The sequence below is a fragment of the Variovorax sp. RO1 genome (assembly GCF_002849325.1).
Classification (GTDB): domain Bacteria; phylum Pseudomonadota; class Gammaproteobacteria; order Burkholderiales; family Burkholderiaceae_C; genus Variovorax.
In genome coordinates, this window is sequence record NZ_PKMT01000002.1 from 145,085 (window position 1) to 168,628 (window position 23,544).

The window sequence follows — 23,544 nt, forward strand, 5'->3', positions numbered from 1 at the left end:
CTCAGCGTGATTGCAGGAGCTGCGCCGCGATGATGTTGCGCTGCACTTCGTTGGAGCCGGCATAGATCGACGCCGCGCGGTCGTTGAGGTAGGCAGACATCGAGAACACCGCCTCCTCGGGCACGGCGAGCGCGCCCTGCAGGCTGTCGTCCAGCGGCAGGTCGGCCGCCGCGTAGTGGGCGGCGATTTCCACGCCGAGTTCGGTCAGGCGCTGGCGCAGCTCGGAGCCCATCACCTTGCCCATCGAGGGCCGGATGCCATGCGGCTCGCCGCGCGCCTGGGCGCGCAGCGACTGCAGCTCGGTGGCCTCGACCGCGTCGATGGCGCAGTCCACCTCGGCCAGGCGCAGCGCCATTTCGCGCGCCTCGTCGGCGGCGGACTCACCTGCGGCCGAGAAGGCGCTGTCGGCGGCGGTGCGCAGCCGGCGCAGGCGCGCGCGCAGCATCGGCGCCCAGGCCCCGCCGCGCTCGTGCTGCAGCAGGTATTTGGCCACCGTCCAGCCCTGGTTCTCCTCGCCGATGAGGCCGCTGGCGGGCACGCGCACGTCGTCGAAGAACACCTGGTTGAGCTCGTGGTCGCCCGAGATGCTGATGATCGGGCGGATCGTCAGACCGGCCCGGGGAATGTCGAAGCACAGGAAGCTGATGCCCTGCTGCGCCTTGCCGCCCGAGGCGGTGCGCACGAGGCAGAACATGCGGTTGGCGTACTGCGCGTGGGTGGTCCAGATCTTGGTGCCGTTGATGACGTAGTCATCGCCATCGCGCACCGCCTTGCATTGCAACGAGGCGAGGTCGGAGCCCGACTGCGGCTCGGAGTAGCCCTGGCACCAGTAGCCCTCGCCCGAACGGATGCCGGGCAGCCAGGCCTGCTTCTGCGCTTCGGTGCCGAAGGCGATGATCACCGGCGCGACCATGCCGGGCCCCATGGGCGCACGCGGCGGCGCGTCGGCCGCGGCCAGCTCGCTCGCGAAGAGGTAGTGCTGCATCGGCGTCCAGCCGGTGCCGCCGTGTTCCACCGGCCAGTGCGGCACGCTCCAGCCGCGCTGGGCCAGCACGCGGTGCCAGCGGTTGCCGTCGGCGTAGTCGGTGAAGATGCCGGAGCAGCGACGCCCTGCGGCGCGCAGCTCAGGCGTCAGCTCGCGCGCAAGAAAATCGCGAACCTCGTCGCGAAACGCGGTCTCTGCCGCGCTGAGTGTCCAGGCCATGGTGTTGTCTCACAGGGTTCACACCTGGCAAGTGTGCGGCGCGCGCGCCCGCGCGGCATCGTCGGATCGGACGAACGTGCGCGCCCCATGGCGGCAGTGAGCGCTTTTTTCTTCAGTCGAGGCCCGTGCAGGGCGTGCAGGGCCGAACGTTCAGGCCGCGACCGCTTCGCGCGCCGGCACCGCCTGCGTCCCGACCGGCATGTGCTGCGCCCAGTCGATGATCTCGAGCGTCCCGTCGGCATGCTCGGCCAGCGCGGTGAGGCTTTCCACCCAGTCACCGTCGTTGCAGTACAGGATGCCGTCGATGTCGCGCATCTCGGCGTGGTGGATGTGGCCGCAGACCACGCCCTGCGCGCCGCGGTTGCGGGCCTCGCGGGCCACGGCGTTCTCGAAGTCGCCCACGTAGCTCACGGCGCGCTTGACCTTGCCCTTGAGGTACTTCGAGAGCGACCAGTACGGCAGCCCCATGCGCGCGCGCAGCGAGTTGAGGTGGCGGTTGAGCTTGAGCGTGAATTCGTAGAGCGAGTCGCCCACGTAGGCCAGCCACTTGGCGCACTGGATCACGCCGTCGAACAGGTCGCCGTGGATGATCCACAACTTGCGGCCGTCGGCGGTTTCGTGGATCCATTCGTCGGCCACGTCGATGCCGCCAAAGTTGTGGTTCAGGTACTTCCGGGCGAACTCGTCGTGGTTGCCCGGAATGAAGATCACGCGCGTGCCCTTGCGCGCCTTGCGCAGCAGCTTCTGGATCACGTCGTTGTGCGCCTGCGGCCAGTACCAGTGGCGCTTGAGCTGCCAGCCGTCGATGATGTCGCCGACCAGGAACAGGGTCTCGCACTCGGTGTACTTCAGGAAGTCGAGCAGTGCCCGCGCCTGGCAGCCGGGCGTGCCCAGGTGCAGGTCGGAGATCCAGAGGGTGCGATAGCGCAGCGCCGGACGCGCCGCATCGTCGTCCTCCGGCTCGGGAGGCTGGATCGCGGTGTCGCGCCAGGCGCGAAGGAAAGCGTCGTCGCGTTGCATGGTCCGGTAGGTTCGCAGCCGCGCGTGACCGCACGATGGCGACTCCGTGACATCCCGGTGACGCGTGGCCGCAGGGCAACGCCACAATCGCACGATGCGCCCTGGCCAGATCATCGTTCTCGCGTCCCCCGTGTTCTTTTTGCTCATCGCGATCGAGTTCGCGGTCGGCCGCGCGCGCGCGCGCCGCGGCACCGGACAGGACACCTACCGCCTGGCCGACGCCGTGAACAGCATCGGGCTGGGCATGCTGAGCCAGATCAGCGCGGTGCTCACGGGGCTGCTGCGCATCGGCATCTACACGGCGGTGTACACGGCAGTGGCGCTCTTTCCGCAAGACGCGGCGCGCGAGTTCTGGACCACCTGGTACGGCTGGCTGCTGGCGCTGGTGTTCTACGACTTCTGCTACTACTGGCTGCACCGCATGGGCCACGAGTCGGCCGTGCTGTGGGCGGCGCACGTGGTGCACCACCAGAGCCAGCACTACAACCTGTCGACCGCGCTGCGCCAGACCTCGAGCGGCGCTTTGCTGGGCTGGATCTTCTACCTGCCGATGGCCGTGGCCGGTGTGCCGCCGCTGGTGTTCGGCGTGGTGGCGCTCATCGACCTGCTCTACCAGTTCTGGGTGCACACCGAGCAGGTCGGCAAGCTGGGCTGGTTCGACCGCTGGTTCTGCTCGCCCTCGAACCACCGCGTGCACCACGCGGTGAACGACACCTACCTGGACCGCAACTACGGCGGCGTGCTGATCGTGTGGGACCGCCTCTTCGGCACCTTCCGTGAAGAAGACGAACGCTGCGTCTACGGCACGCGCGGCGAACTCAAGAGCTGGGACCCGCTGTGGGCCAACGCCGAGGTGTACTGGGCACTGGCGCGCGATTCGTGGCGCGCGCGCCGCTGGTCCGACAAGCTGCGCGTGTGGTTCAAGCCGCCCGGCTGGCGGCCGGACGACGTGGCGGCGCGCTACCCGAAGCCCGCCTTCGACATCGCGCAGGTGACGCGCTACGAGCCCGTGGTGGGCCGCGGCGTGCAGTGGTTCGCGGGCCTGCAGTTCCTCGGGCTGCTGGCTGCGGTGACGGTGTTCCTCTGGTTCTCCGACGCCCTGCCGCTGCCGCAGGCCGCCGTCTGGCTGGCCGCGCTCACGGCCGGGCTGTGGGCGGTGGGCGCGGTGCTGCAGGGTCGGCTCTCGGTCACCGAGGTGCTGCTGGTCGAAGCGGCCGCGCTGGCCACGGCGAGCGCGGCGCTGGGCATCGGCTGGCTGCACCTCCTCTGCAAGCCGCTGGCTTTGGCAATCGCCATCGTCTTCGCGGCCCGCCGCGCGCAACAGCAAGCCGGCGGCGTGACGCGCTTCGATGCATTGCTGCTCACCGGCCTGGTCGCCTCGCTCGTGGGTGACGTGCTGCTGATGGGGCCGGCGAACCTGTTCGTGCTCGGGCTCGTGTGCTTCCTGCTCGCGCACCTGGCGTACATCGCGCTGTTCCGCATCGGCGTCGGTTTGTTCCCGCGTCCCCGCGCACTGGCGGCCACGCTGCTGATCGGCGTGGGCATGTACGCCTTTCTCTGGCAGGGCGGCCTGCCAGTGGCACTGCGCATTCCGGTCGGGTTTTATGTGGTGGTGATCGCCTGCATGGCGGCGCAGGCCATCGGCCGCGCGGCGGTGCTGCGTTCAGGCGACCCAGCCGCGCTGTGGGTGGCGGTGGGCGCCTGCTTCTTCATGCTGAGCGACGCGCTGCTGGCGATCAACCGGTTCGTGTCGCCGCTGCCGCTGGCGTCGCTGTGGGTGCTGTCTACCTATTACGTGGCGCAGATGTTGATCGTGCGGCACATCCGTCGGCCGGGGGCCTGAGCCTGTTGCTGACCTCCCACGAACGACCGACTGCGGTCATGAAACCCGCGTTCATACGAAGAAGCGCCGGCTTCGTGAACTACGTCCACGCGCAGGGCTTACCCGCTCTCCACAATGCCCCACCAAAACGATCCTGGGAGGGAAAAGTGGAGAGAAAAATCATTGTGGTGGGCGATCCGCCAACGCCCGGAGGCCGAGTGCTGCCCTACGGCGGACCCACCGCCGAAATTCATGGTCATCAGGTCGCACTCATCGGAGGACGCGCGTACTGCGAGGGATGCAACAGCGTCGGCATCATTGCGAAAGCAGGCGGGCCACGGCGCATGCAATTCCTAGGGGAAGTGGCACTGGAGGGCGACGTGGTGGTTTGTCACTGCCCGATTCCTCCGGCGCTCGTGGCCACGTTGCAGCAATCGGCGAACTTCGATGACGGCATGAGCACCGCAGCGGGAGCGTTCAACGCCAGCGCGATTCCACCACAGGGATGGTTCTCCGGAGATTCCGCGGCCGTTGCGGCGAGCAAGAAGCTGGTCGACGCCGCAGTGAGTCATCCACCCGAGGCCGAGCAGACGGAGAACATCTGTCCGAACATGACCAACAAGGAGTTCGCGACCAAGGTCTTGGGGCTGCGAGACCTCGCCGTTGGCCTGGTCGAAAAACGCGTCAAAGACCTGGCAGTGTGGGGAAAGCCGGAACGGGAACGCGCGACCAAGTGGTTCGGTCAGGACGACGAAGATTTGCGACGCCACCTCGACACGGGCCTGAAAGCATGCATCCGTGTACTGAAGGGACTGACAGAAGCCAACTTCGTTCGCTACTCAGAGGAAGCGATGCGCAATGTCGGCTGCATCCCTTCAGGCAATATCGGTCGCCTTGCTGCTGAAGTGTGCAAGCCCGACCTCAAGACGCGCACGATAGGGATCGGGTTTCCGTTTTGCGAACTCCCCGATATCTCTTACAGAATCGACTCGAAGCTGGCCACCATCCTCCACGAGGTAACTCACTTTGATGATGTGTTTTCGTCGACCGATACGGTCTACCAAATGGCGCAGAGCCTGAAATTGATGGCATCCAATCCCAGCGCGGCAAGGGTCAACGCGGACAGCGTCGTGGGGTTCGTTCTGTATGGCGACTAGACCCTTCTTCTTCGCTCTGGCCGTCCTGATCGGGTCGGGCATCGGCAATGCGGCGCAAGCATGCAAGCCGCCACTGATGATCATGCTGGCCTTTGACGAGGGCTCCGCGACCTTGAGCCGGGATCAGGTGGTTCTGCTGGCCAACAAGCTGGATCACTTCCGTCGCCTGTACCCGCACCTGGACACGGCAGACATCGAGGGCGTCGCACGCGACACCGCCCCCGATGCGAAACAGCTGGCGCAGCGCCGCGCCGTGGAAGCGGCGCGTGCAGTTCGCGTTCTTTTCGATGGCGTGAAGTTGAATGTCTCGTCGAATGTCTATCCCGCTGCATGGTCGACCCTTGACGGCAACTACGCAGGCATCAACGTGGCGCCGCCCATGAAAGACATACCCGACTGCTTGCCGGTGCCGATTCCCGGCTTCAAGCGCTGAAGGCGCTGCGCTACTCCGCGCAGCGCTGGATTTCCACCGTCGAGTGCCGGATCTCCTCGTGCATCGAGAAGCACGCCCGCACTTGGTCGACCGTGAGCGTGGTCGAGTGCGTCACCACCGTCAGCGCGCAGGCGTACGCATCGCGGCCGACGCGCCAGACGTGCAGGTCGGCCACGCGGGTTTCTGAATCGGCCAGCATCGTCTCGACGCCTTCGCGGATTTCTTCGGTAACGGGGTGGTCCATCTCGCGGTCGAGCAGGACCTTGCCGGTTTCCTTCAGCAGGCCCTTGGCCCAGACGGCGACGAGCACGGCGCCGACGATGCCCATGGCCGGGTCGAGCCAGGACCAGCCGTAGAACCAGCCGCCCAGCAGCGCCGCGATGGCGAGCACCGAGGTGGCGGCGTCGGCCACCACGTGCAGGTAGGCGGAGCGCAGGTTGAGGTCGTGGCCATGCGCGTGGTCGTGATCGTGACCGTGGTGGTCATGACCGTGCCCGTGGTCATGGCCGTGGTGATCGTGCGAATGCCCCAGGAGCCGCGCGCAGACCAGGTTCACCACCAGGCCCAGCACCGCGATCGAGATGGCTTCGGGGTAGTGGATGGCCACGGGCGACCACAGCCGCTCCAGCGAACCGACCACCATGAGCGCGGCGACGCCGAGCAGCAGCAGCGCGCTCGCGAAGCCGCCGAGCACCTCGATCTTCCAGGTGCCGAAGGCAAAGCGCGGGTCGCGGGCGTAGCGCCGTGCGGCGGCGTAGGCAAAGGCGCTCAGGCCGATGGCCAGCGCGTGCGAGCTCATGTGCCAGCCGTCGGCCAGCAGCGCCATGGAGTTGAACCACCAGCCGGCGCCGATCTCGACCACCATCATCGCGGCGGTGATCCACATCACGAGGCGGGTGCTGCGTTCGGCGGCGGCATTGCCGGCGCCGAAATGGTGGTCGTGCTGCCAGGCGCTCAGGTCATGGGTGTGCATGGAATTCTCAGGCTCCGAAAAGGTCTTGTCCGTCCGAGCGGCTCGATGGCGGCGTCACGCCCAGGTGGCGATACGCCGCGAGCGTGGCGATGCGCCCGCGCGGTGTGCGTTGCAGATAACCCTGCTGGATGAGGTAAGGCTCGATCACGTCTTCGATGGTGTCGCGCTCTTCGCCGATGCTGGCGGCCACGTTGTCCAGGCCGACCGGGCCGCCGTCGAAACGGTGGATCACGGCCTCGAGCAGCTTGCGGTCCATGAGGTCGAAACCCTGCGGATCGACGTCGAGCATGGCGAGCGCCTTGTGGGCGATGTCTTCGGTGATGCGGCCGTCGCCCTTCACCTCGGCGTAGTCGCGCACGCGGCGCAGCAGGCGGTTGGCGATGCGGGGCGTGCCGCGCGAACGGCGCGCGATCTCGAAGCCGCCGGCCGCGTCGGTCTCGACCTTGAGCAGGCGGGCGCTGCGGGTCACGATGAGCGCGAGTTCTTCGGGCGTGTAGAACTCCAGCCGCGCGACGATGCCGAAGCGGTCGCGCAGCGGGTTGGTCAGCATGCCGGCGCGGGTGGTGGCGCCCACCAGCGTGAAGGGCTGCAGGTCGAGCTTGATGCTGCGCGCCGCGGGGCCCTCGCCGATCATGATGTCGATCTGGTAGTCCTCCAGCGCGGGGTACAGGATTTCTTCGACGACCGGGCTCAGGCGGTGGATTTCGTCGATGAAGAGCACGTCGTTGGGCTCGAGGTTGGTCAGCAGTGCCGCCAGGTCCTTGGGCTTCTCGAGCACCGGGCCCGAGGTCTGGCGCAGGTTGACGCCCAGCTCGGCCGCAATGATGTGCGACAGCGTGGTCTTGCCCAGGCCCGGCGGGCCGAACAGCAGCACGTGGTCGAGCGCCTCTTTGCGCTTGCGCGCCGCGCCGATGAAGATCTCGAGCTGCTCGCGCACCTTGGCCTGGCCGACGTACTCGTCGAGCAGTTTGGGCCGCAGGGCCCGCTCGATCGCCTCCTCGTTGGGCGAGGCCGGGGCGGCGGACACCACGCGTTGCGGGGCGGGGGCGAAATCGTCGGTCTGGATGGTCATTTGGGGTGGGTGTTCACAGACGAGTTTAGTCCGCGCGCTGCGCCGGGCCGCCCCAAGCAAGCGAGCGCCCCCTCGGGGGGCAGCGAGGACACGAAGTGCCGAGCGTGGGGGCCATTTTTCACGCTGGCAGAATGCCTGTAGAACATAACAAGAGAGGGAAGTCAGAACGTGTCCATCTACGAACTGAAACCGCGTTTCCAGGCACTGCTGCGACCGCTCGTGGTCCGGCTGCATGCGATGGGCGTGACGGCCAACCAGGTGACGCTGGCGGCCTGCGCGGTGTCGGTCGTGCTCGGGCTCTGGCTGTTCTTCGCCGCACCCTCGCTGGCCGCCTTCGGCCTGATTCCCGCCTGGATGTTCCTGCGCATGGCCTTCAACGCCATCGACGGCATGCTGGCGCGCGAACACCACCAGCAGAGCAAGCTGGGCGCCTTCCTCAACGAACTCACCGACGTGGTCTCCGACGCCGCGCTCTACCTGCCCTTCGTGCTCGTGGTGCCGTTTGTGCCGTTCTGGGTCGGCACGGTCATCGTGCTGGCCGGGCTGAGCGAATTCGCCGGCGCGCTGGGCCCGACGGTGGGCGCCTCGCGCCGCTACGACGGGCCGATGGGCAAAAGCGACCGGGCCTTCGTGTTCGGCGCGCTCGGGTTGTATGTGGCCCTTGGCGGGCCGCTGCCGGGCTGGACGGCGCTGCTGATGCCGTTGCTGGCTGCATTGGTGGCCTGGACGGTCGTCAACCGCATCCGCCGCGCCTTGGCCGAGGCCGAGGCGCCCGCCGCCTGAAACACCCCCACACAAATAAATAGAAAAGAACCCGCTCCATGACCCTTTCCGCACCCCGCGTTGCCGCCGAGCACCACTTCCGCACGCACGACGGCGAATCGCTGTTCTATCGCCACTGGCCCGCCACCAGCGGCGCACGGCGCGGTGCCGTGCTGCTGTTCCACCGCGGCCATGAGCACGGCGCGCGCATGGCGCACCTGGTCGACGAGCTGAACCTGCCCGACTTCGATTTCTTCGCCTGGGACGCGCGCGGCCACGGCCGCTCGCCGGGCCAGCGCGGCTACAGCCCCAGCTTCGGCACCTCGGTGCGCGACGTGCAGACCTTCGTGCAGCACATCGCCGCCGCACACGGCGTGCCCGAGCACGACATCCACGTGGTCGCGCAGAGCGTGGGCGCGGTGCTGATCGCCACCTGGGCGCACGACTACGCCCCCAAGGTGCGCGGCCTCACGCTGGCCTCGCCGGCCTTCAAGGTCAAGCTCTACGTGCCGTTCGCGCGGCCGGGGCTGGCGCTCATGCACAAGCTGCGCGGGCTGTTCTTCGTGAACAGCTACGTGAAGCCGAAGTTCCTCACGCACGACCCCGAGCGCATCGAGAGCTACAAGAATGACCCGCTGATCTCGCGCCCCATCGCCGTCAACATCCTGCTGGGCCTGTACGAGGCGGCCGACCGCGTGGTGGCCGACGCCAACGCGATCACGCTGCCGGTGCAGCTGCTCATCTCGGGCGCCGACTGGGTGGTGCACCACAAGCCGCAGCACCAGTTCTTCGACCGGCTGGGCAGCGCCGTGAAGACGAAGACGGTGCTGCCGGGCTTCTTCCACGACACGCTGGGCGAGAAAGACCGGGCGCCCGCGGTGGCGTCGATCCGCGAATTCATCCTGCAGCGCTTCGACGAACCTGCCGTGCCGGTCGACCTGCGCGAGGCGCACCTGCACGGCCACACCGCCGACGAGTCGCGTGCGCTGGCCGAACCGCTCTCGCCGCTGTCGCCGCGCGGCGCCTACTGGGCCATGACGCGCGGCGGGCTGCGCGTGGGCGGTGCGCTGTCCAGCGGCGTGGCGCTGGGCCACGCCACCGGCTTCGACTCGGGCAGCACGCTCGACTACGTCTACCGCAACCAGCCGCAGGGCAAGGGCGCGCTGGGCCGCTCGGTCGACCGCACCTACCTCGACTCCATCGGCTGGCGCGGCATCCGCCAGCGCAAGGTCCACGTGGAAGAGCTGCTGCGCATCGCGATGGAACGGCTGGTCGAAATGCACCGCGAGGTGCGGCTCATGGACATCGCGGCCGGCCACGGCCGCTACGTGCTCGACGCCGTGCTGGCCAGCCCGGTGAAGGCCAGCTCGGTTTTGCTGCGCGACTACAGCGACATCAATGTGCGCGACGGCACAGCCCTCATCGCCGAGAAGGGCCTGGAAGACGTCGCCCAGTTCGTGCAGGCCGACGCCTTCGACCGCGTGAGCCTCGCCAGCGTCACGCCGCGGCCCACGCTGGCCGTGGTCTCGGGCCTGTACGAGCTGTTCCCCGACAACGAGATGGTGCGCCGCTCGCTCGCGGGCGTGGGCGACGCGGTGGAAGACCGCGGCTACCTGGTCTACACCGGCCAGCCCTGGCACCCGCAGCTCGAAATGATCGCCCGCGCGCTCACCAGCCACCGCCAGGGCGAAGCCTGGGTGATGCGCCGGCGCACGCAGGCCGAGATGGACCAGCTGGTCGAAGAGGCGGGCTTCCGCAAGATCGACCAGCGCGTCGACGAGTGGGGGATCTTCACGGTGTCGCTGGCGGTGCGCGTCGCGCAATGACCGCCCGGCTGGCGCCCCGGCCGTGGAAGCGCGCCGCCGCGTGGCTGGTGTTTCTGGGGCCGCTGTTCTACGCGACCTACGGCTTCGCCAACTGGTGGGCCACCACGCGCGCCAGCGTGCCCTCGATGGCCTTCGACTGGGAGCGGCAGGTGCCTTTCTGGGCCTGGACGATCTTTCCGTACTGGACCATCAACGTCTTCTACGCGCTGTCGCTGTTCCTGGCGCGCGACCGCCACACGCTCGACCGGCATGCGCTGCGGCTCGTGAGCGCCACGCTCATCGCCTGCACCTGCTTCATCCTCTGGCCGCTGCACTTCAGCTTCGGCCAGCCGCCGGTGGAGGGCGCACCGGCCTTCCTGTTCAATGCGCTGCGCGGCTTCGACCAGCCGTACAACCAGGCGCCCTCGCTGCACATCGCGCTGGCCGTGATCCTGTGGGACTGGTACCGGCGCTTCATCCGGCCGCTGTGGGCGCGGCTCGTGCTGCATGTGTGGGCCTTCGCGATCTGCGCCTCGGTGCTCACGACCTGGCAGCACCATTTCATCGACATCCCGACCGGCGCGCTGCTCGGCATCTTCTGCGTGTGGCTGTGGCCGATGGCGCGCCGCGTGTCGATGCTGCGCGCGTGGCGCCTCGCGCGCGATCCGCAGCGGCTGAAGCTCGCGGGCTTCTATGCCGTGGGCGCGGCGCTGTGCCTGGGCGCAGGGCTGGCAACGGGCGGCGTGGCGCTGTGGCTGGCGTGGCCTGCGGCGGCGCTCGCGCTGGTGGCGCTCAATTACCTCGGCTTCGGCGCGCGCGGCTTCCAGATGGACGGCCACGGCCGCATGGGCTGGGCGGCGCGCTGGCTGTTGGCGCCCTACCTCCTGGGCGCGGCCTTCAACGTGTGGCTCTGGACGCGCAAGCTGCCCGCCTCGGTCGAGGTGGTGCCGGGCCTGCGCCTGGGCCGTCGCCCCACGCAGGCCGAATGGCTCGCCGCCGGCCAGCCGCGGCTCGTGAGCCTGTGCGCCGAACTTCAACTGCCGGCCGGCGTGCCGTCCACACACGCGCGCTGCGTGCCGCTGCTCGACCTCGTGGTGCCGCCACCCGTGCGCCTGCGCCGCGCCGCGGCCGTCATCGAAGGCCAACGCCGCGCCGCAGTGGCCGACGGTTCGGCCGTGTGGGTCTGCTGCGCGCTGGGCTTCTCGCGCAGCGCCGCCGCCATGATCGCCTGGCTGGGCCGCGACCACGGCCTGGCGCAGGCCGAAGACACCGTGCGCCGCGCACGCCCGCAGATCGTGCTGCGCGCCGCCTGGCGTGCCGCACTCGAACCCCTTGGAGGACCTTCGCGCCATGACTGACAACGAACGCGCCACCTGCACCTCCCTGGCCGGCCTGTTGCGCGCGGCGGCCGCGCTCGCCCTCTGGGGCTTCGCGCTCACCTGCATCGCCGCGCTGGTGCTGGCGCTCACGCTGCGCGCGCTGTCGAACACCGCCATCCTGGCGTTTGCCGCGGTGATGGTGCTGGGCGTGCTCGAACGCTACTTCGCCTTCCGGCTGCGGCTGGACCAGGCGCTGTTCGAAGGCCTGGCCAACGGCCAGATCGCCACGTTGGGTGCGCTGGACAACGCGCTCTCCGTGCTCGGGCTGCGCGACCCGCCGCCGCACCCCAGCGCCCGCGCGCTCGCCGACCGCGTGCAGGGAACCCGCCAACTCATGCAGCGCCACGCCATCGTGATCGCCTGCCAGAACGCGCTGTTCCTCCTCGCCCTCATGACACAGGAACTCGCTTGAACAACAACGACAACGGCACCAACAAGAACGACAGCAGCAGCGACGACAGCGCCCGGCCCGGTGCCATCGTGCGCCGCGGGCTCGCCGTGGTGGCGGGCCAGCTGATCATCGGCGCGGCCGGCCTGCTGACGGGCGTGCGCGCGATCTGGTCGGGCACCACGCCCAAGGCCGAGCAGACGCTGTACTTCGCCAACCACACGAGCCACGGCGACTTCGTGCTGCTGTGGGCCACGCTGCCCTCCGACCTGCGCGCGCTCACGCGACCCGTGGCCGGACAGGACTACTGGGAGGCCTCGAAGCTGCGCAACTTCATCGGCAAGGACGTGTTCAACGCGCTCATGATCCGCCGCGACGGCTCGGGCCAGGGCGGCAACCCGGTCGACCAGATGAAGGAGGCGCTGGAAGGCGGCGACTCGCTCATCATGTTCCCCGAGGGCACGCGCAACACGGGCGACGACATCCTGCTGCCGCTCAAGAGCGGTCTCTTCCACCTGGCGCGCGCCTGCCCCACCGTGCGGCTGGTGCCGGTGTGGATCGAGAACCTGAAGCGCGTGCTGCCCAAGGGCACGCTGGTGCCGATTCCGCTGGCCTGCACGGTGCGCTTCGGCGCGCCCATCCGGCTCGAGGAAGGCGAAGACAAGGTCGCCTTCCTCGCCCGCGCGCGCACCGCCATGCTCGACCTGCGCCCCGAGTACGACCGCATCGAACAAAACGGAGGGACCGCCTCGTGATCGAACTCTCTCCCTTCGCCTGGACCACCTTCAAGCTCTTCGGCGGCGTCTTCGGCGTGCTCGTGCTCGCCTCTTCGATCGGTGCGCTGCTCAAGTGGCGCGTGGCGCACGGCCAGCCGCACTCGGTGATCGACAACCTCAACTCGCGCGTCAATGCGTGGTGGGTGATGGTGGCGGTGATCGGCCTGGCCTTTGCCTTCGGCAAGGGCGGCGTGATCGTGCTGTTCTACCTGATCTCGTTCTATGCGCTGCGCGAGTTCATCAGCCTGGCCTACACGCGGCGCGGCGACCACGGCGCGATCGCGCTGGCCTTCTTCGTCGCGCTGCCGGGCCAGTACTTCCTGATCTGGATCGACTGGTACGGGCTGTACTCGATCTACATCCCGGTCTACGCCTTCCTGCTGCTGCCCATCCTGGCGGCCGTGGGTGGCGACACACAGCGCTTTCTGGAGCGCACCTCGAAGATCCAGTGGGGCCTGATGGTGTGCGTGTTCTGCATCAGCCACGTGCCGGCGCTGCTCACGCTGCAGATCCCGGGCTTCGAAGGCCGCAACCTGCTGCTGATCGCCTTCCTCGTCATCGTGGTGCAGGGCAGCGACGTGCTGCAGTACGTGTGGGGCAAGCTCTTCGGCAAGCGCAAGGTGGCACCCGAGCTGTCGCCTTCGAAGACCTGGGAAGGCCTGATCGGCGGCGTGGCCAGCGCCACCGCCATGGGCGCGGCGCTGTACTGGGCCACGCCCTTCAACCCGTGGCAAGCGGCGCTCATGGCCTTCATGATCTGCCTGCTGGGCTTCTTCGGGGGGCTCGTGATGTCGGCCATCAAGCGCGACCGCGGCGTGAAAGACTGGGGCTCCATGATCGAAGGCCACGGCGGCATGCTCGACCGGCTCGACTCGGTGATCTTCGCGGCGCCGATCTACTTCCACGCGCTGCGCTACTGGTGGGTGCCGTGAGCCCGGCGGCGAAGAAGACCGCGGTCAAGGTGGACCGCATCGTCGACGACACGCCGTTGGATTGTGCCGACGCTGCGGCACTGCTGCGTTGGTACCAGAAGCACCATGCCACGCACGCCGGCGTCTGGCTGCGCATCGCGAAGAAAGCCAGCGGCATCGCCTCCGTCGACCACCCCGAGGCGCTGGAGATCGCGCTGTGCTTCGGCTGGATCGATGGCCAGCGCAAGAGCCAGGATGCGCAGTTCTTTTTGCAGCGTTTCACGCCGCGCACCGCGCGCAGCATCTGGTCGAAGATCAACCGCGACAAGGTACTGAAGCTCATCGACGACGGCCGCATGCAGCCCGGCGGCCTGGCCGAGGTGGAACGTGCCCGCGCCGACGGCCGCTGGGACGCGGCCTACGACGCCGCGAGCGTGGCGACCGTGCCGCCCGACCTGCAGGCCGCGCTCGACGCCAACCGCACCGCCAAGGCCTTCTTCGCCACGCTCGACGCGCGCAACCGCTATGCGGTGCTGTTCCGCACGCAGGGTGCGAAGAAGCCCGAGACGCGCGCCCGACGCATCGCGCAGTTCGTCGAGATGCTCGCCAAGGGCGAGAAGATCCACCCCTGAGCTGACGCAACGCCTCTCATTGCGGCTCGGCGCCGGTCGCGATGAGCGTGAGCTTGTCGGGGTCCACGATGCGGATGCGCTTGTAGCTCATGTCGATCACGCCTTCGGCGACCAGCCGGCCCAGCTCCTTGTTGATGGTCTGGCGCGACAGCCCGAGCATCGCCGCGAGGTCGTACTGCGACAGGCGCACGGGCAGGCTCGCCGCCGCCTTCACCTGCATGCCGTAGAAGTGGATCACGCTCGTCAGCGTGGCGGCCACCCGCGCACGCACGGAGTTCAGCATCTGGCTCTGCAGCAGCATCACGCTCAGCCGCTGGCGCTGCAGGGCCAGCTTGGCCACGTCGCGCCACAGCACGGGCTCGGCGTCGAGCAGCGCGATCACGGCATCGCTGGGCAAGTGGACGATCACCGAATCTTCGTGCGCGTGGTAGTCGTAGGGCAGCGGCACGTCGGCCAGCAGGCGCACCAGCGGCGCCACCTGGCCGGGGCCGAGCAGCGCGTTGACGTACTTGCGCCCCTGCGGGTTCATGTTGCTGATTTCGAGGCAGCCTGACACCACCGCCAGCAGCTCGCGCTTGCGGCGGTCGCTCGCCAGCACCTGCGTGCGACGGCGGTAGCGCACCAGGCGCGCCGACTTCATGAGTTCGGCGCGCAACGCGTCGGGCCAGTGCGAAAAGATCTCGTTCCAGCGCAGCGCGCGCTCGAGCAGGTCGGCGCTCTCTTCGGCGTTCAGCGCGTCTTTGGGGGTGGAAACAGTCGATCGGGCCAGCGGGTTCTCCCTGCCTTGATGTTCACGAATCTGTCAAAGCGTTGACAGATTCGGCGGGTCTTCATTTCTATCGTAAGCCCCGGACATCGACAAGCACACAAGCGGCACCGCCCTGCTCCCGCAGGCGGCACGCCACACCCGGAGACAACACCCAATGAAGAAGACAGCCACCGCGGGCCTCGCGCTCGCGGCCTCCACCCTTGCGTTCGCGCAGAGCACCGTCACCGTCTACGGCACGGTCGACCTGTACGTGGCGCACGCCAAGTCGGGCCCGGCCTCCTCGACGCGGCTCGAGGACGGCGGCCAGACCGCCTCGCGCCTGGGCTTTCGCGGCACCGAAGACCTGGGCGGCGGCCTGGGCGCGCACTTCACGCTGGAGAGCGGCTTTGCGCCCGACACCGGCAACGGCACGCTGCCCGGCCCGGCGATGTCGTTCAGCCGGCAGTCCTTCGTCGGATTCTCGGCGCCGTGGGGGCAGATCGACGCGGGCCGCATGTACACCCCGATGTTCTACGCGCTGTTCAAGGCCGACCCCTACGGCCTGAACTCGGTGTTCTCGCCCATCAACCTCGTGGCCGCCACCGACGCGCAACCGGGCATGACGCCCTTCGCGGCGCGCGCCAGCAACATGGTGCGCTACCGCACGCCGGCGAGCATGGAGTTCTTTGCCGACCTGGCCTACGCACCCGGCGAATCGAGCGCGCCGAGCCACCAGAGCGGCAACGTCTACGGCGGCAACATCGGCTGGACGCGCAAGCCCTACTACATCGCCTACGCCTTCCAGCGCGCACGCTCGGGCTCGGCGGCGGCGCCCGTGGCCTCGCCCGCCACCACGACCTACCAGGCGTTGACCGGCTCGTACGAGCTGCCGTCGATCGGCCTGCAGCTGTACGCCAGCTACGTGCGCAACGCGTCGAGCCTGCCGAACGTGCCGACCGCGAAGCTCGTGAACCTGGGCGTCACCTACAACGTGACGCCGGCCTCGAACCTCATCTTCGGCGCCACGCAGCGCAAGGTGGCCGAGAGCGAACGCTCGCAGCTGGCGTGGACGCTGGGCTACGACTACTACCTGAGCAAGCGCACCGTGGTCTATGCGCGCTGGCTGCGCCTGCTGAACCGGCACGGCGCCTCGGCCTCGCTCGGGACCATTCCGGTGATCGCCAACAGCGGCAACGACGTGCGCGTGCTCGCCACCGGCATCCGCCACAACTTCTGACCTTCGACATGCCCATGGATTTCTTCTCTTCACAAGCCGAGTCTTTGTCGGCCCTGTTCACGCCGCGTTCCATCGCGGTGGTCGGCGCCTCGTCCAACGCGCAGAAGATCGGCGGCATCCCCGTCGACTACCAGCGCCGCTTCGGCTTCGAGGGCGCGCTCTACCCGGTCAACCCGAACGCCGACCGCATCCAGGACCTGCCGGCCTTCCCGAGCCTGCGCGCCATCGGCCAGCCGGTGGACCTGGCGATCCTCGCGGTGCCGTCGGCGCTGGTCGACGGTGCGCTCGACGACGCCATCGCGGCGGGCGTGAAAGGCGTGGTGCTGTTCTCTTCGGGCTTCGCCGAAGTGGGCGCCGAGGGCGCCGCGGCGCAGGCGCGGCTCGGCGACAAGGCGCGTGCCGCCGGCGTGCGGCTGGTCGGCCCCAACTGCCTGGGCTTCATGAACGTGGCGCGCCATGTGTACGCGACCTTCTCGCCGGCGCCCGGCGTGGGCCGCGTGATGCCGGGGCGCATCGGGCTCGTGAGCCAGTCGGGCGCGTTCGGTGCTTATGCCTACGCGATGGCGCGGGCGCGCGGCGTCGGGCTGTCGCTGTGGGCCACCACCGGCAACGAGGCCGACGTGCAGGTCGCCGACTGCCTGGCCTGGCTCGCACAGGACCCCGACACCGACGTGATCATGGCCTACATGGAAGGCTGCCGCGACGGCCCCCGCCTGCGTGCGGCGCTGGCCCTGGCGCAGGCCAACGGCAAGCCGGTGGTGATGGTCAAGGTCGGGCGCACCGCACTCGGCGCCGAGGCCGCCGCCTCGCACACCGCCGCGCTGGCGGGCGACGACGCGGTGTACGACGCCGTGTTCCGCCAGTACGGCGTGCTGCGCGCGCGCAACCTCACGGAGTTCTTCGACCTGGCGCACAGCGCGGCCGTGGCGGGCCGCCCGCGCGACCGCTCGATCGGCCTGTTCACGCTCTCGGGCGGCGTCGGCGCGCTGATGGCCGACGAGGCTTCGGCGCAAGGCCTCGATGCCCAGCCGCTGAGCGATGCCGCGCAGGACACGCTGCGCAGCTGGGTGCCCTTCGCGGCGCCGCGCAACCCGGTCGACATCACGGGGCAGGTGACCAACGACATGACGCTCATCGAGCGCACGGCGCGCGTGATGCTGGACGACCGCGGCTTCGCCTCGTGGATGGGCTTTCTCGCCGCCGCCGGTGCGTCGGACGCGTTCTGGCCGGTGCTGCGCTCGCTGGTGACCTCGCTGCGCGAGGCTTATCCCGACACGCTGCTGGCGGTGAGCACGCTGCTCTCGCCGGAGCGCCGCGCCGAGCTCGAGGCGATGCGCTGCCTGGTGTTCGCCGATCCGTCGGACGGCATCCGCACGATCGCTGCGCTGGCGGGGCTGAAGCCTGCGGCGGCGGTGGCTGCGGCGCCCGCATCCATCAAGGCGTCATTGACGCTCGCGCCCGGCACGATGTCCGAGCCCGACGCGCTCGCGCTGCTCGCCGACGCCGGCGTGCCCGTGGTCGCGCACCGCGTGGTGCAAAGCGCCGAAGAAGCCGCTGCCGCCGCCGAGGCACTCGGTGATGCGGTGGTGGTGAAGATCGTCAGCGCCGACATTCCGCACAAGTCGGACGTCGGCGGCGTGGCGCTCGGGCTGCGCGGTGCGGCGCAGGCGCGCGCAGCCTTCGAGCGCACGCGCGACCACGCGCTCACGGCGCGGCCCGAGGCGCGGCTCGACGGCGCGCTGGTGGCGCGCATGCTGACCGGCGGCGTCGAATGCATCGCCGGCGTGCACCGCGACCCGGTGTTCGGGCCGGTGCTGATGTTCGGCCTGGGCGGCATCCACGTCGAGACGCTGCGCGACGTGTCGCTGCGCGCATTGCCGATCACGCGCGACGACGCACTGGCGATGGTGCGCGAGCTGCGCGCCTTCGCGATCCTGAACGGCGCGCGCGGCCGGCCACCGGCGGACCTCGATTCGATCGCCGACGCGCTGTGCGCGCTCGCCGACTTTGCACAGCGCGCGGGCGACTCGCTCGACAGCGCCGAGATCAACCCGCTGATCGCACGCCCGCAGGCCGAGGGCGGCTGCATGGCGGTCGACGCGCTGGTCGTCGGCCGCGCGCCCTGACGAACCACCACAACAACCACCGGAGACATCGCATGACGACGACATCGAAGAACGGCCTTTCGCGCGCACTCGGCCTGAGCGCGGCGCTGGCGCTCGCGGCAGGCGCGGCGGCGGCCGCCACGGAGGCGCCCTTCCCCTCCAAGCCCGTGCGCATCATCGTGCAGTACCAGGCGGGCGGCTCGACCGACATCCTCGCGCGGCTCGTGGCCGAAGGCCTGTCGAAGCGGCTCGGCCAGCCGGTGGTGGTCGAGAACCGCAGCGGCGCGGGCGGGATCATCGGCACCGACTACGTCGCCAAGAGCCCGCCCGACGGCTACACGCTGCTGCTCACGGTGCCGGGGCCCGTCACCGCAAACCTGGTGCTCTACAGCAAGCTGCCCTACGACCCGCGCACTGACTTGCGCATGGTGTCGGACATTGCCACCACGCGCACCGTGCTGGCGGTGCACCCCTCCGTTCAGGCCACCGACTTCAAGAGCCTGATCGCCACCGTGAAGGCCACGCCCGGCAAATATTCGATGGGCTCGTGGGGCCCCGGCACGCAGCCGCACCAGGTGCAGGTGTACATGGACAAGGCCTACGGCCTGCAGACCATGCATGTGCCCTACAAGGGCGAGAGCCCGATGGCGATCGACCTGATCGGCGGCGTGATCCAGATGACCGTCGGCTCCATCACCACGCTGCAGCCGTACATCAAGGCCGGCAAGCTGCGCCCGCTGGCCGTGGCCGGCACCCGGCGCGCCCGCGCGCTGCCCGACGTGCCGACCTTCGCCGAGCAGGGCTACCCCGACGAGGTCTACGCCATGACCGGCCCGACCTCGCTGATGGCGCCGGCCAAGACGCCCGACGCCGTCATCGAGCGCCTGGGCCGCGAGGTCAGCGCGGTGGTGCGCCAGCCCGAGGTGAGCCGGCGCATCGAGGAACTCGGCGCCGAGCCCGTGGGCAACCTGCCGCCCGAAGCCACCGCGGCCTACAAGGCCTTCCTGCCCGTGACGCTGAAGCTCACGCAGGCCACGGGCGTGAAGCTCGACTAACCCCATCTCCCTTTCGAACCCCAGTCCCGAGGTCTTTCCCATGAACGCTCCCGTCTCCGCTCCCGACATCGCCGTGGCCCGCAAGGCGCTCGCCCGCTCCATCGGCCTGGCCGCCTTCGTCTACGGCTATCCGCTCACCGAGACCCACCGCACCTGCGCCATGCAGACCGCGCCGCGCGCCGAACGCCGCAGCGGCGCCTCGGCCGGCTCCGACGTGCGCGCGCCGATGAACACGCTGCACCACGCGCCGCGCCCCTCCACCGACCAGGACCGCGACGTGGTCACGCCCGCCAACGACCTGCTCTACACGATGGCCTGGCTGCACCTGGCCGACGGGCCGATGCTGCTCACGGTGCCGGCGTCGTCGCGCCATCCGGGGCGCTACTTCGTGCTGCCGCTGTACGACGCCTACACCGAGAACTTCGAGAACCTGGGCCCGCGCAACTGCAACCCCGACGGCGAGACCGTGGTACTCGTCGGTCCCGGCGGCACCGTGCCTGAATCGCTCGCCGCCCACCGCGTGGTGCGCTGCCCGACCAACCTGGTCTGGCTCATCGGCCGCATCCTGGTGGGTGATGAAAGCGACTGGCCGGCCGCGCGCGCGCTGCAGTCGGAGATCCTTCTTGCGCCCGCGCCCGGCACCGTGCTGCAGGGCCGCCCGGCGGCCATCGAGCAATGGGCCGGCCCGCACGAGGACGCCATGGCCGCCGCCTTCGAACACGGCGAGCCGGCCGCCGAAGTGGCGCCGCGCTTCTTCACCAACGTGTGCCACGCGCTGGCCGAGGCGCCGGGCCGCGTGGAAGACCGCGGCCTCGTCGCGTGGTTCGGCCAGGGCGGGCTGCTGGCGAACGCCGCGTTCTCGTGGGACGCGCTCGAAGCACCGCTGCGCGAAGGCCTCATCGAAGGCTTCGCCGAGGGCGTGCAGCTGGTCGGCGCGGTGGGTCGCAACCGCCGGCCCAAGCCCTGGTCGATGACGCCGGCCACCGGCCGCTACGGCAACGAGTTCCTCGGCCGCGCGCGCACCGCCTACCTGGGCCTGGGCGCGCTGGCCACCAGCGAGGCGGTGTACGCCGCCGCGCACCACGATGCCAAGCAGGAGCCGCTGGACGGCCAGCACCGCTATGCGATGCGCTTCGAGGCCGGCGACCTGCCGCCCGCGGACGCCTTCTGGTCGGTCACGCTGTACGACACCGACCGTTTTCTCTACCCCAACGAGATCCGCCGCCATGCGATCGGCGACCGCACGCCCGGCCTGAAGCGCAACGCCGACGGCAGCCTGGAGTTGGTGGTGAGCCACGCGCGCCCCGCCGATGCCGCCAACTGGCTGCCCGCACCGGCCGGGCGCTTCTACCTGATCCTGCGCATGTACTACCCGCGCGAGGGCGTGCAGAGCTGGCGCATCCCCGCGCTGCAGGCACAGCAGGACTGAGCGCGATGCAGCCGCACACCGACACCCTGCACGCCGTGGCCGAAGAGGCCGTGGTCTACGCCTACCCGCTCTACGAGATGTGCCGCATGCGCGCGGCCACCTCGCCGCAGCGCACCGACGCCGCCGGCGAGGCGCCGCGGCCGCTGCGCTGGTGCAACGTGTTCACGCACGCGCGCCAGCTGCTGCGCGCGGGCAAGAGTCGCGTCGTCACGCCGAACAACGACACGCTCTACACCAACGCCTGGCTCGACCTGGGCGACGGCCCACTGGTGATCGACGTGCCCGACACCGCCGGGCGCTACTACGTGCTGGGCCTGCTCGACTTCTTCACCAACCCCTTCGCCCACCTCGGGCAGCGCCTCACCGGCACGGCGGCGCGCTCCTTCGTGATCACGCCACCGGGATGGCGCGGCACGCTGCCCGCCGCCTTCGACGCGCCGGGCGCGCACATCGAAGCGCCCACGCGCTGGCAGTGGATCATCGGGCGCCTGCTGGTCGACGGCCCGCAGGACGTGCCCGCGGTCAACGCGCTGCAAGACGACTTTCTCGTGCGCCCGCTGGCCGACTGGCAGGCCGGCCGCGCCTCGGCGCCGCGCGCCTTCGATCCGGCCTGCGACCCGAAGGCACCGCTCACGGCCGAGCACTTCGCTGCGCAGGTGAACGCGGCGCTGCGCGACAACGCACCGCCGGCCGGTGATGCGGCGCGGCTCGCGCGCTATGCCGCGCTCGGGATCGGGCCCGGCGCGGGCGCGCTCGACGACGGCCAGCGCGCCGCCCTGCAGGCCGCGCTCGACACCGTGCTGCCGCGGCTGCGCGAGGCGCAATCGGGCCGCACCACGGCCTCGGGCTGGGTGCAGATGCCGCTGGTCGAAGGCTCTTTCGGCGACGACCACCTGGCGCGCGCGCTGGTCGCGCTCAAGTACATCGGCATGCTCGAAAGCCGCGAGGCCACCTACCCCATGGCCTGGCACGACGCCGCAGGCGAGGCCCTCACCGGCCAGCGCCGCTACACGCTGCGCTTCGCGCCCGACGCGCTGCCGCCGGTCGACGCCTTCTGGTCGCTCACGATGTACGACACGCGCGACTACATGCTGGTCGACAACCCGATCGACCGCTACGCCATCGGCGACCGCACGCCGGGGCTGCGGCGCGATGCGGACGGCGGGCTCACGCTGCACATCCAGCACGCGCGTCCCGAGGGTGAGGCCGCACTCGCCAACTGGCTGCCGGCGCCCGAAGGCAGCTTCTACCTCTGCCTGCGCGCCTATGTGCCGCGCGCCGAACTGCTCGACGGCCGCTACGCGCTGCCGCCCCTCACCGTCACCAAGGATTCCGCATGACCGCCACCGTTGAAAAACCCCAAGCAGCAGAAGAAAAAGAAAAGCCGTTCCTCATCGTCGGCACCGGCACCGAGACCGTGGCGCCGGGCCTGCACATCCTGCGCGGACAGGGCCAATCGTTCGTGGCCGAGACCGACGTGGGCCTGGTCGTGGTCGATGCCGGCCCGGGCGGCTCGGTGACGCAGGGCATGATCGATGCGCTGCGCCAGCTCAGCGATGCGCCGGTGCATGCGCTGTGCTTCAGCCACGGCCACATCGGCTACAACGCCGGCGTGCCGATGTGGCTGGCCCATGCGGCCGCGCGCGGCGATGCGCCGCCGCGGATCATTGCGCACCGCCACGTGCCGCGCCGCCTCGCGCGCTACGGCGAGACGATGGCCCTGCAGCACCGCATGGCCGAGATCCAGTTCAACCGCCCGCCGGGCTTCTTCGACCACCGGCTCGTGACGCACCCGCCCACCGAGACCTTCGACGACGTGCTGCAGATCGGCAGCGGCGAGCGCTGCATCGAGTTGCGCTGGGCGCCCTCGGAAACCGACGACGCGATCGCGCTGTGGAGCCCGGCGCAGCGCGTGCTGTACGGCGGCGCGGCGCTGATCGACTCCATTCCCAACATCGGCACGCCCTTTCGCACGATGCGCGACACGGTGCGCTGGGCCGACACGCTGGAGGCGCTGGCAGCATTGAACCCGCGCAAGGCGGTGCGCGAATTCGGCGCCACGCTCGAAGGCGAAGACCAGGTGCAGCACGTGCTCGGGCACACGGCCCGCGCGCTGCGCTGGCTGCGCGCCGAGGTGGTGCGGCTCATGAACGAGGGGCTCAACGAGCGCGACATCCTGGCGCGCATCCGCTTTCCCGACGAGCTGTTCGCGGTCGACTGGATGAAGCCCACCTACGGCGACCCCGGCTACATCGTGCGCGACATCTACCGCTCGGAAAACGGCTGGTGGGACCGCAACCCGACCTCGCTGCATCCGGCGGCGCCCGAGGCCATCGGCCGCGCGGTGGCCGACGCCATCACCGACAAGCGCAGCGTGATCACGCAGGCGCGCGCGCTGGCGGCAAGCAAGCAGTGGCAGCTCGCGCTGCACGTGATCGACCTGCTGGCCACCGCCGAGGGCGACGCGCTGGAGATCGCCGAGGCGCGTTCGCTCAAGGCCGAATGGCTGCGCGAGCGGGCGCGCGAAGTGCCCAGTTACGTCTCGCGCAACCTGTACCGCGTGGGCGCGGACATGATCGAACAGGGCACGCAGGCGCGCTTCGGCATCCGCTGAGGCCTTTCCATCGGAGACACGG

At 69.6% G+C, this 23,544-nt stretch carries 21 protein-coding genes; 16 read left to right on the forward strand and 5 right to left on the reverse strand.

The features are described from left to right. Position 1: 1 nt before the first annotated feature. Together CY658_RS11845 and CY658_RS11850 are read right to left on the reverse strand one after the other, a co-directional pair. Entirely contained in the window at positions 2-1,204 is a 1,203-nt protein-coding gene (locus CY658_RS11845) for an acyl-CoA dehydrogenase family protein (RefSeq protein WP_101490431.1), read from the reverse strand. Positions 1,205-1,354: 150 nt separating this feature from the next. Next, a complete protein-coding gene (locus tag CY658_RS11850) occupies positions 1,355-2,224 on the reverse strand; it encodes a UDP-2,3-diacylglucosamine diphosphatase (RefSeq protein WP_101490432.1) in 870 nt (289 codons plus the stop codon). A 94-nt stretch (positions 2,225-2,318) separates the two neighbouring features. On the opposite strand from CY658_RS11850, the gene CY658_RS11855 reads away from it, so the two are divergent. The 3 genes from CY658_RS11855 to CY658_RS11865 all read left to right on the forward strand — a co-directional run bounded on the left by CY658_RS11855 (position 2,319) and on the right by CY658_RS11865 (position 5,636). Then, positions 2,319-4,067 carry a lysoplasmalogenase family protein gene (locus CY658_RS11855; RefSeq protein WP_101490433.1) on the forward strand — a complete coding sequence of 583 codons (1,749 nt, stop codon included), beginning with the start codon at positions 2,319-2,321 and terminating at the stop codon, positions 4,065-4,067. A 74-nt stretch (positions 4,068-4,141) separates the two neighbouring features. Next, complete coding sequence (locus CY658_RS11860) at positions 4,142-5,203, forward strand: M35 family metallo-endopeptidase (protein WP_257884850.1); 1,062 nt, start codon at positions 4,142-4,144, stop codon at positions 5,201-5,203. Then, positions 5,193-5,636 carry a hypothetical protein gene (locus CY658_RS11865; RefSeq protein ID WP_101490435.1) on the forward strand — a complete coding sequence of 148 codons (444 nt, stop codon included), beginning with the start codon at positions 5,193-5,195 and terminating at the stop codon, positions 5,634-5,636. Before CY658_RS11860 ends, CY658_RS11865 begins: the two co-directional genes overlap by 11 nt. A gap of 10 nt (positions 5,637-5,646) precedes the next feature. Here the strand turns inward: CY658_RS11865 and dmeF are convergent, their stop codons facing one another. Together dmeF and ruvB are read right to left on the reverse strand one after the other, a co-directional pair. Beyond that, positions 5,647-6,609: a CDF family Co(II)/Ni(II) efflux transporter DmeF gene (dmeF, locus tag CY658_RS11870; RefSeq protein ID WP_101490436.1), complete on the reverse strand. Its 963-nt coding sequence runs from the start codon at positions 6,607-6,609 to the stop codon at positions 5,647-5,649. Between the two features lie 7 nt (positions 6,610-6,616). Next, a complete protein-coding gene (ruvB, locus tag CY658_RS11875; protein WP_099793082.1) occupies positions 6,617-7,681 on the reverse strand; it encodes a Holliday junction branch migration DNA helicase RuvB in 1,065 nt (354 codons plus the stop codon). 168 nt (positions 7,682-7,849) lie between these two features. Here ruvB and CY658_RS11880 point away from each other — a divergent pair, with 168 nt between their 5' ends. The 7 genes from CY658_RS11880 (at position 7,850) to CY658_RS11910 (ending at position 14,334) form a co-directional block, all read left to right on the forward strand. After that, a complete protein-coding gene (locus tag CY658_RS11880; protein ID WP_101490437.1) occupies positions 7,850-8,464 on the forward strand; it encodes a CDP-alcohol phosphatidyltransferase family protein in 615 nt (204 codons plus the stop codon). Between the two features lie 38 nt (positions 8,465-8,502). Then, positions 8,503-10,269 (forward strand): bifunctional alpha/beta hydrolase/class I SAM-dependent methyltransferase, encoded by a 1,767-nt coding sequence (locus CY658_RS11885; protein WP_101490438.1) that lies wholly within the window; start codon positions 8,503-8,505, stop codon positions 10,267-10,269. Beyond that, on the forward strand, positions 10,266-11,606 hold the full coding sequence (locus CY658_RS11890; protein WP_101490439.1) for a phosphatase PAP2/dual specificity phosphatase family protein: 1,341 nt from the start codon (positions 10,266-10,268) through the stop codon (positions 11,604-11,606). The genes CY658_RS11885 and CY658_RS11890 overlap by 4 nt, the downstream gene beginning before the upstream one ends. Beyond that, positions 11,599-12,039, forward strand: a complete 441-nt coding sequence (locus CY658_RS11895) for a hypothetical protein (protein WP_101490440.1) — start codon at positions 11,599-11,601, stop codon at positions 12,037-12,039. Before CY658_RS11890 ends, CY658_RS11895 begins: the two co-directional genes overlap by 8 nt. A 65-nt stretch (positions 12,040-12,104) precedes the next feature. After that, complete coding sequence (locus CY658_RS11900; RefSeq protein WP_101491258.1) at positions 12,105-12,770, forward strand: lysophospholipid acyltransferase family protein; 666 nt, start codon at positions 12,105-12,107, stop codon at positions 12,768-12,770. Next, a complete protein-coding gene (locus CY658_RS11905; RefSeq protein WP_099793091.1) occupies positions 12,767-13,723 on the forward strand; it encodes a phosphatidate cytidylyltransferase in 957 nt (318 codons plus the stop codon). The genes CY658_RS11900 and CY658_RS11905 overlap by 4 nt, the downstream gene beginning before the upstream one ends. After that, on the forward strand, positions 13,711-14,334 hold the full coding sequence (locus CY658_RS11910; RefSeq protein WP_374221103.1) for a YdeI/OmpD-associated family protein: 624 nt from the start codon (positions 13,711-13,713) through the stop codon (positions 14,332-14,334). Before CY658_RS11905 ends, CY658_RS11910 begins: the two co-directional genes overlap by 13 nt. A gap of 16 nt (positions 14,335-14,350) precedes the next feature. Here CY658_RS11910 and CY658_RS11915 read toward each other — a convergent pair whose 3' ends face one another. Further along, positions 14,351-14,989 (reverse strand): Crp/Fnr family transcriptional regulator, encoded by a 639-nt coding sequence (locus CY658_RS11915; protein WP_257884851.1) that lies wholly within the window; start codon positions 14,987-14,989, stop codon positions 14,351-14,353. Between the two features lie 268 nt (positions 14,990-15,257). Here CY658_RS11915 and CY658_RS11920 point away from each other — a divergent pair, with 268 nt between their 5' ends. Genes CY658_RS11920 through CY658_RS11945 form a run of 6 tightly spaced genes read left to right on the forward strand, consistent with a single transcriptional unit; the run spans position 15,258 to position 23,522 of the window. Then, positions 15,258-16,319: a porin gene (locus tag CY658_RS11920; RefSeq protein WP_101490442.1), complete on the forward strand. Its 1,062-nt coding sequence runs from the start codon at positions 15,258-15,260 to the stop codon at positions 16,317-16,319. Between the two features lie 14 nt (positions 16,320-16,333). Next, a complete protein-coding gene (locus CY658_RS11925) occupies positions 16,334-18,445 on the forward strand; it encodes an acetate--CoA ligase family protein (RefSeq protein WP_101490443.1) in 2,112 nt (703 codons plus the stop codon). A 32-nt stretch (positions 18,446-18,477) separates the two neighbouring features. Then, positions 18,478-19,479, forward strand: a complete 1,002-nt coding sequence (locus tag CY658_RS11930) for a Bug family tripartite tricarboxylate transporter substrate binding protein (protein WP_101490444.1) — start codon at positions 18,478-18,480, stop codon at positions 19,477-19,479. 40 nt (positions 19,480-19,519) lie between these two features. After that, a complete protein-coding gene (locus tag CY658_RS11935; protein WP_101490445.1) occupies positions 19,520-20,908 on the forward strand; it encodes a DUF1254 domain-containing protein in 1,389 nt (462 codons plus the stop codon). 5 nt (positions 20,909-20,913) lie between these two features. Next, positions 20,914-22,248, forward strand: coding sequence for a DUF1254 domain-containing protein (locus tag CY658_RS11940; protein WP_101490446.1), 1,335 nt, complete (start codon positions 20,914-20,916; stop codon positions 22,246-22,248). Continuing rightward, the gene (locus CY658_RS11945) at positions 22,245-23,522 is read left to right on the forward strand and encodes an alkyl sulfatase dimerization domain-containing protein (protein ID WP_101490447.1); all 1,278 of its coding nucleotides are present in this window, start codon (positions 22,245-22,247) and stop codon (positions 23,520-23,522) included. Before CY658_RS11940 ends, CY658_RS11945 begins: the two co-directional genes overlap by 4 nt. The last annotated feature ends 22 nt before the right edge of the window (positions 23,523-23,544 follow it).

Coding starts and splice junctions, on each gene's coding strand:
- CY658_RS11845 (WP_101490431.1), bottom strand. CDS start 1,204: ATGGCCTGGACACTCAGCGCGGCAGAGACCGCGTTTCGCGACGAGGTT.
- CY658_RS11850 (WP_101490432.1), bottom strand. CDS start 2,224: ATGCAACGCGACGACGCTTTCCTTCGCGCCTGGCGCGACACCGCGATC.
- CY658_RS11855 (WP_101490433.1), top strand. CDS start 2,319: ATGCGCCCTGGCCAGATCATCGTTCTCGCGTCCCCCGTGTTCTTTTTG.
- CY658_RS11865 (WP_101490435.1), top strand. CDS start 5,193: ATGGCGACTAGACCCTTCTTCTTCGCTCTGGCCGTCCTGATCGGGTCG.
- dmeF (WP_101490436.1), bottom strand. CDS start 6,609: ATGCACACCCATGACCTGAGCGCCTGGCAGCACGACCACCATTTCGGC.
- ruvB (WP_099793082.1), bottom strand. CDS start 7,681: ATGACCATCCAGACCGACGATTTCGCCCCCGCCCCGCAACGCGTGGTG.
- CY658_RS11885 (WP_101490438.1), top strand. CDS start 8,503: ATGACCCTTTCCGCACCCCGCGTTGCCGCCGAGCACCACTTCCGCACG.
- CY658_RS11890 (WP_101490439.1), top strand. CDS start 10,266: ATGACCGCCCGGCTGGCGCCCCGGCCGTGGAAGCGCGCCGCCGCGTGG.
- CY658_RS11895 (WP_101490440.1), top strand. CDS start 11,599: ATGACTGACAACGAACGCGCCACCTGCACCTCCCTGGCCGGCCTGTTG.
- CY658_RS11920 (WP_101490442.1), top strand. CDS start 15,258: ATGAAGAAGACAGCCACCGCGGGCCTCGCGCTCGCGGCCTCCACCCTT.
- CY658_RS11925 (WP_101490443.1), top strand. CDS start 16,334: ATGGATTTCTTCTCTTCACAAGCCGAGTCTTTGTCGGCCCTGTTCACG.
- CY658_RS11930 (WP_101490444.1), top strand. CDS start 18,478: ATGACGACGACATCGAAGAACGGCCTTTCGCGCGCACTCGGCCTGAGC.
- CY658_RS11935 (WP_101490445.1), top strand. CDS start 19,520: ATGAACGCTCCCGTCTCCGCTCCCGACATCGCCGTGGCCCGCAAGGCG.
- CY658_RS11940 (WP_101490446.1), top strand. CDS start 20,914: ATGCAGCCGCACACCGACACCCTGCACGCCGTGGCCGAAGAGGCCGTG.
- CY658_RS11945 (WP_101490447.1), top strand. CDS start 22,245: ATGACCGCCACCGTTGAAAAACCCCAAGCAGCAGAAGAAAAAGAAAAG.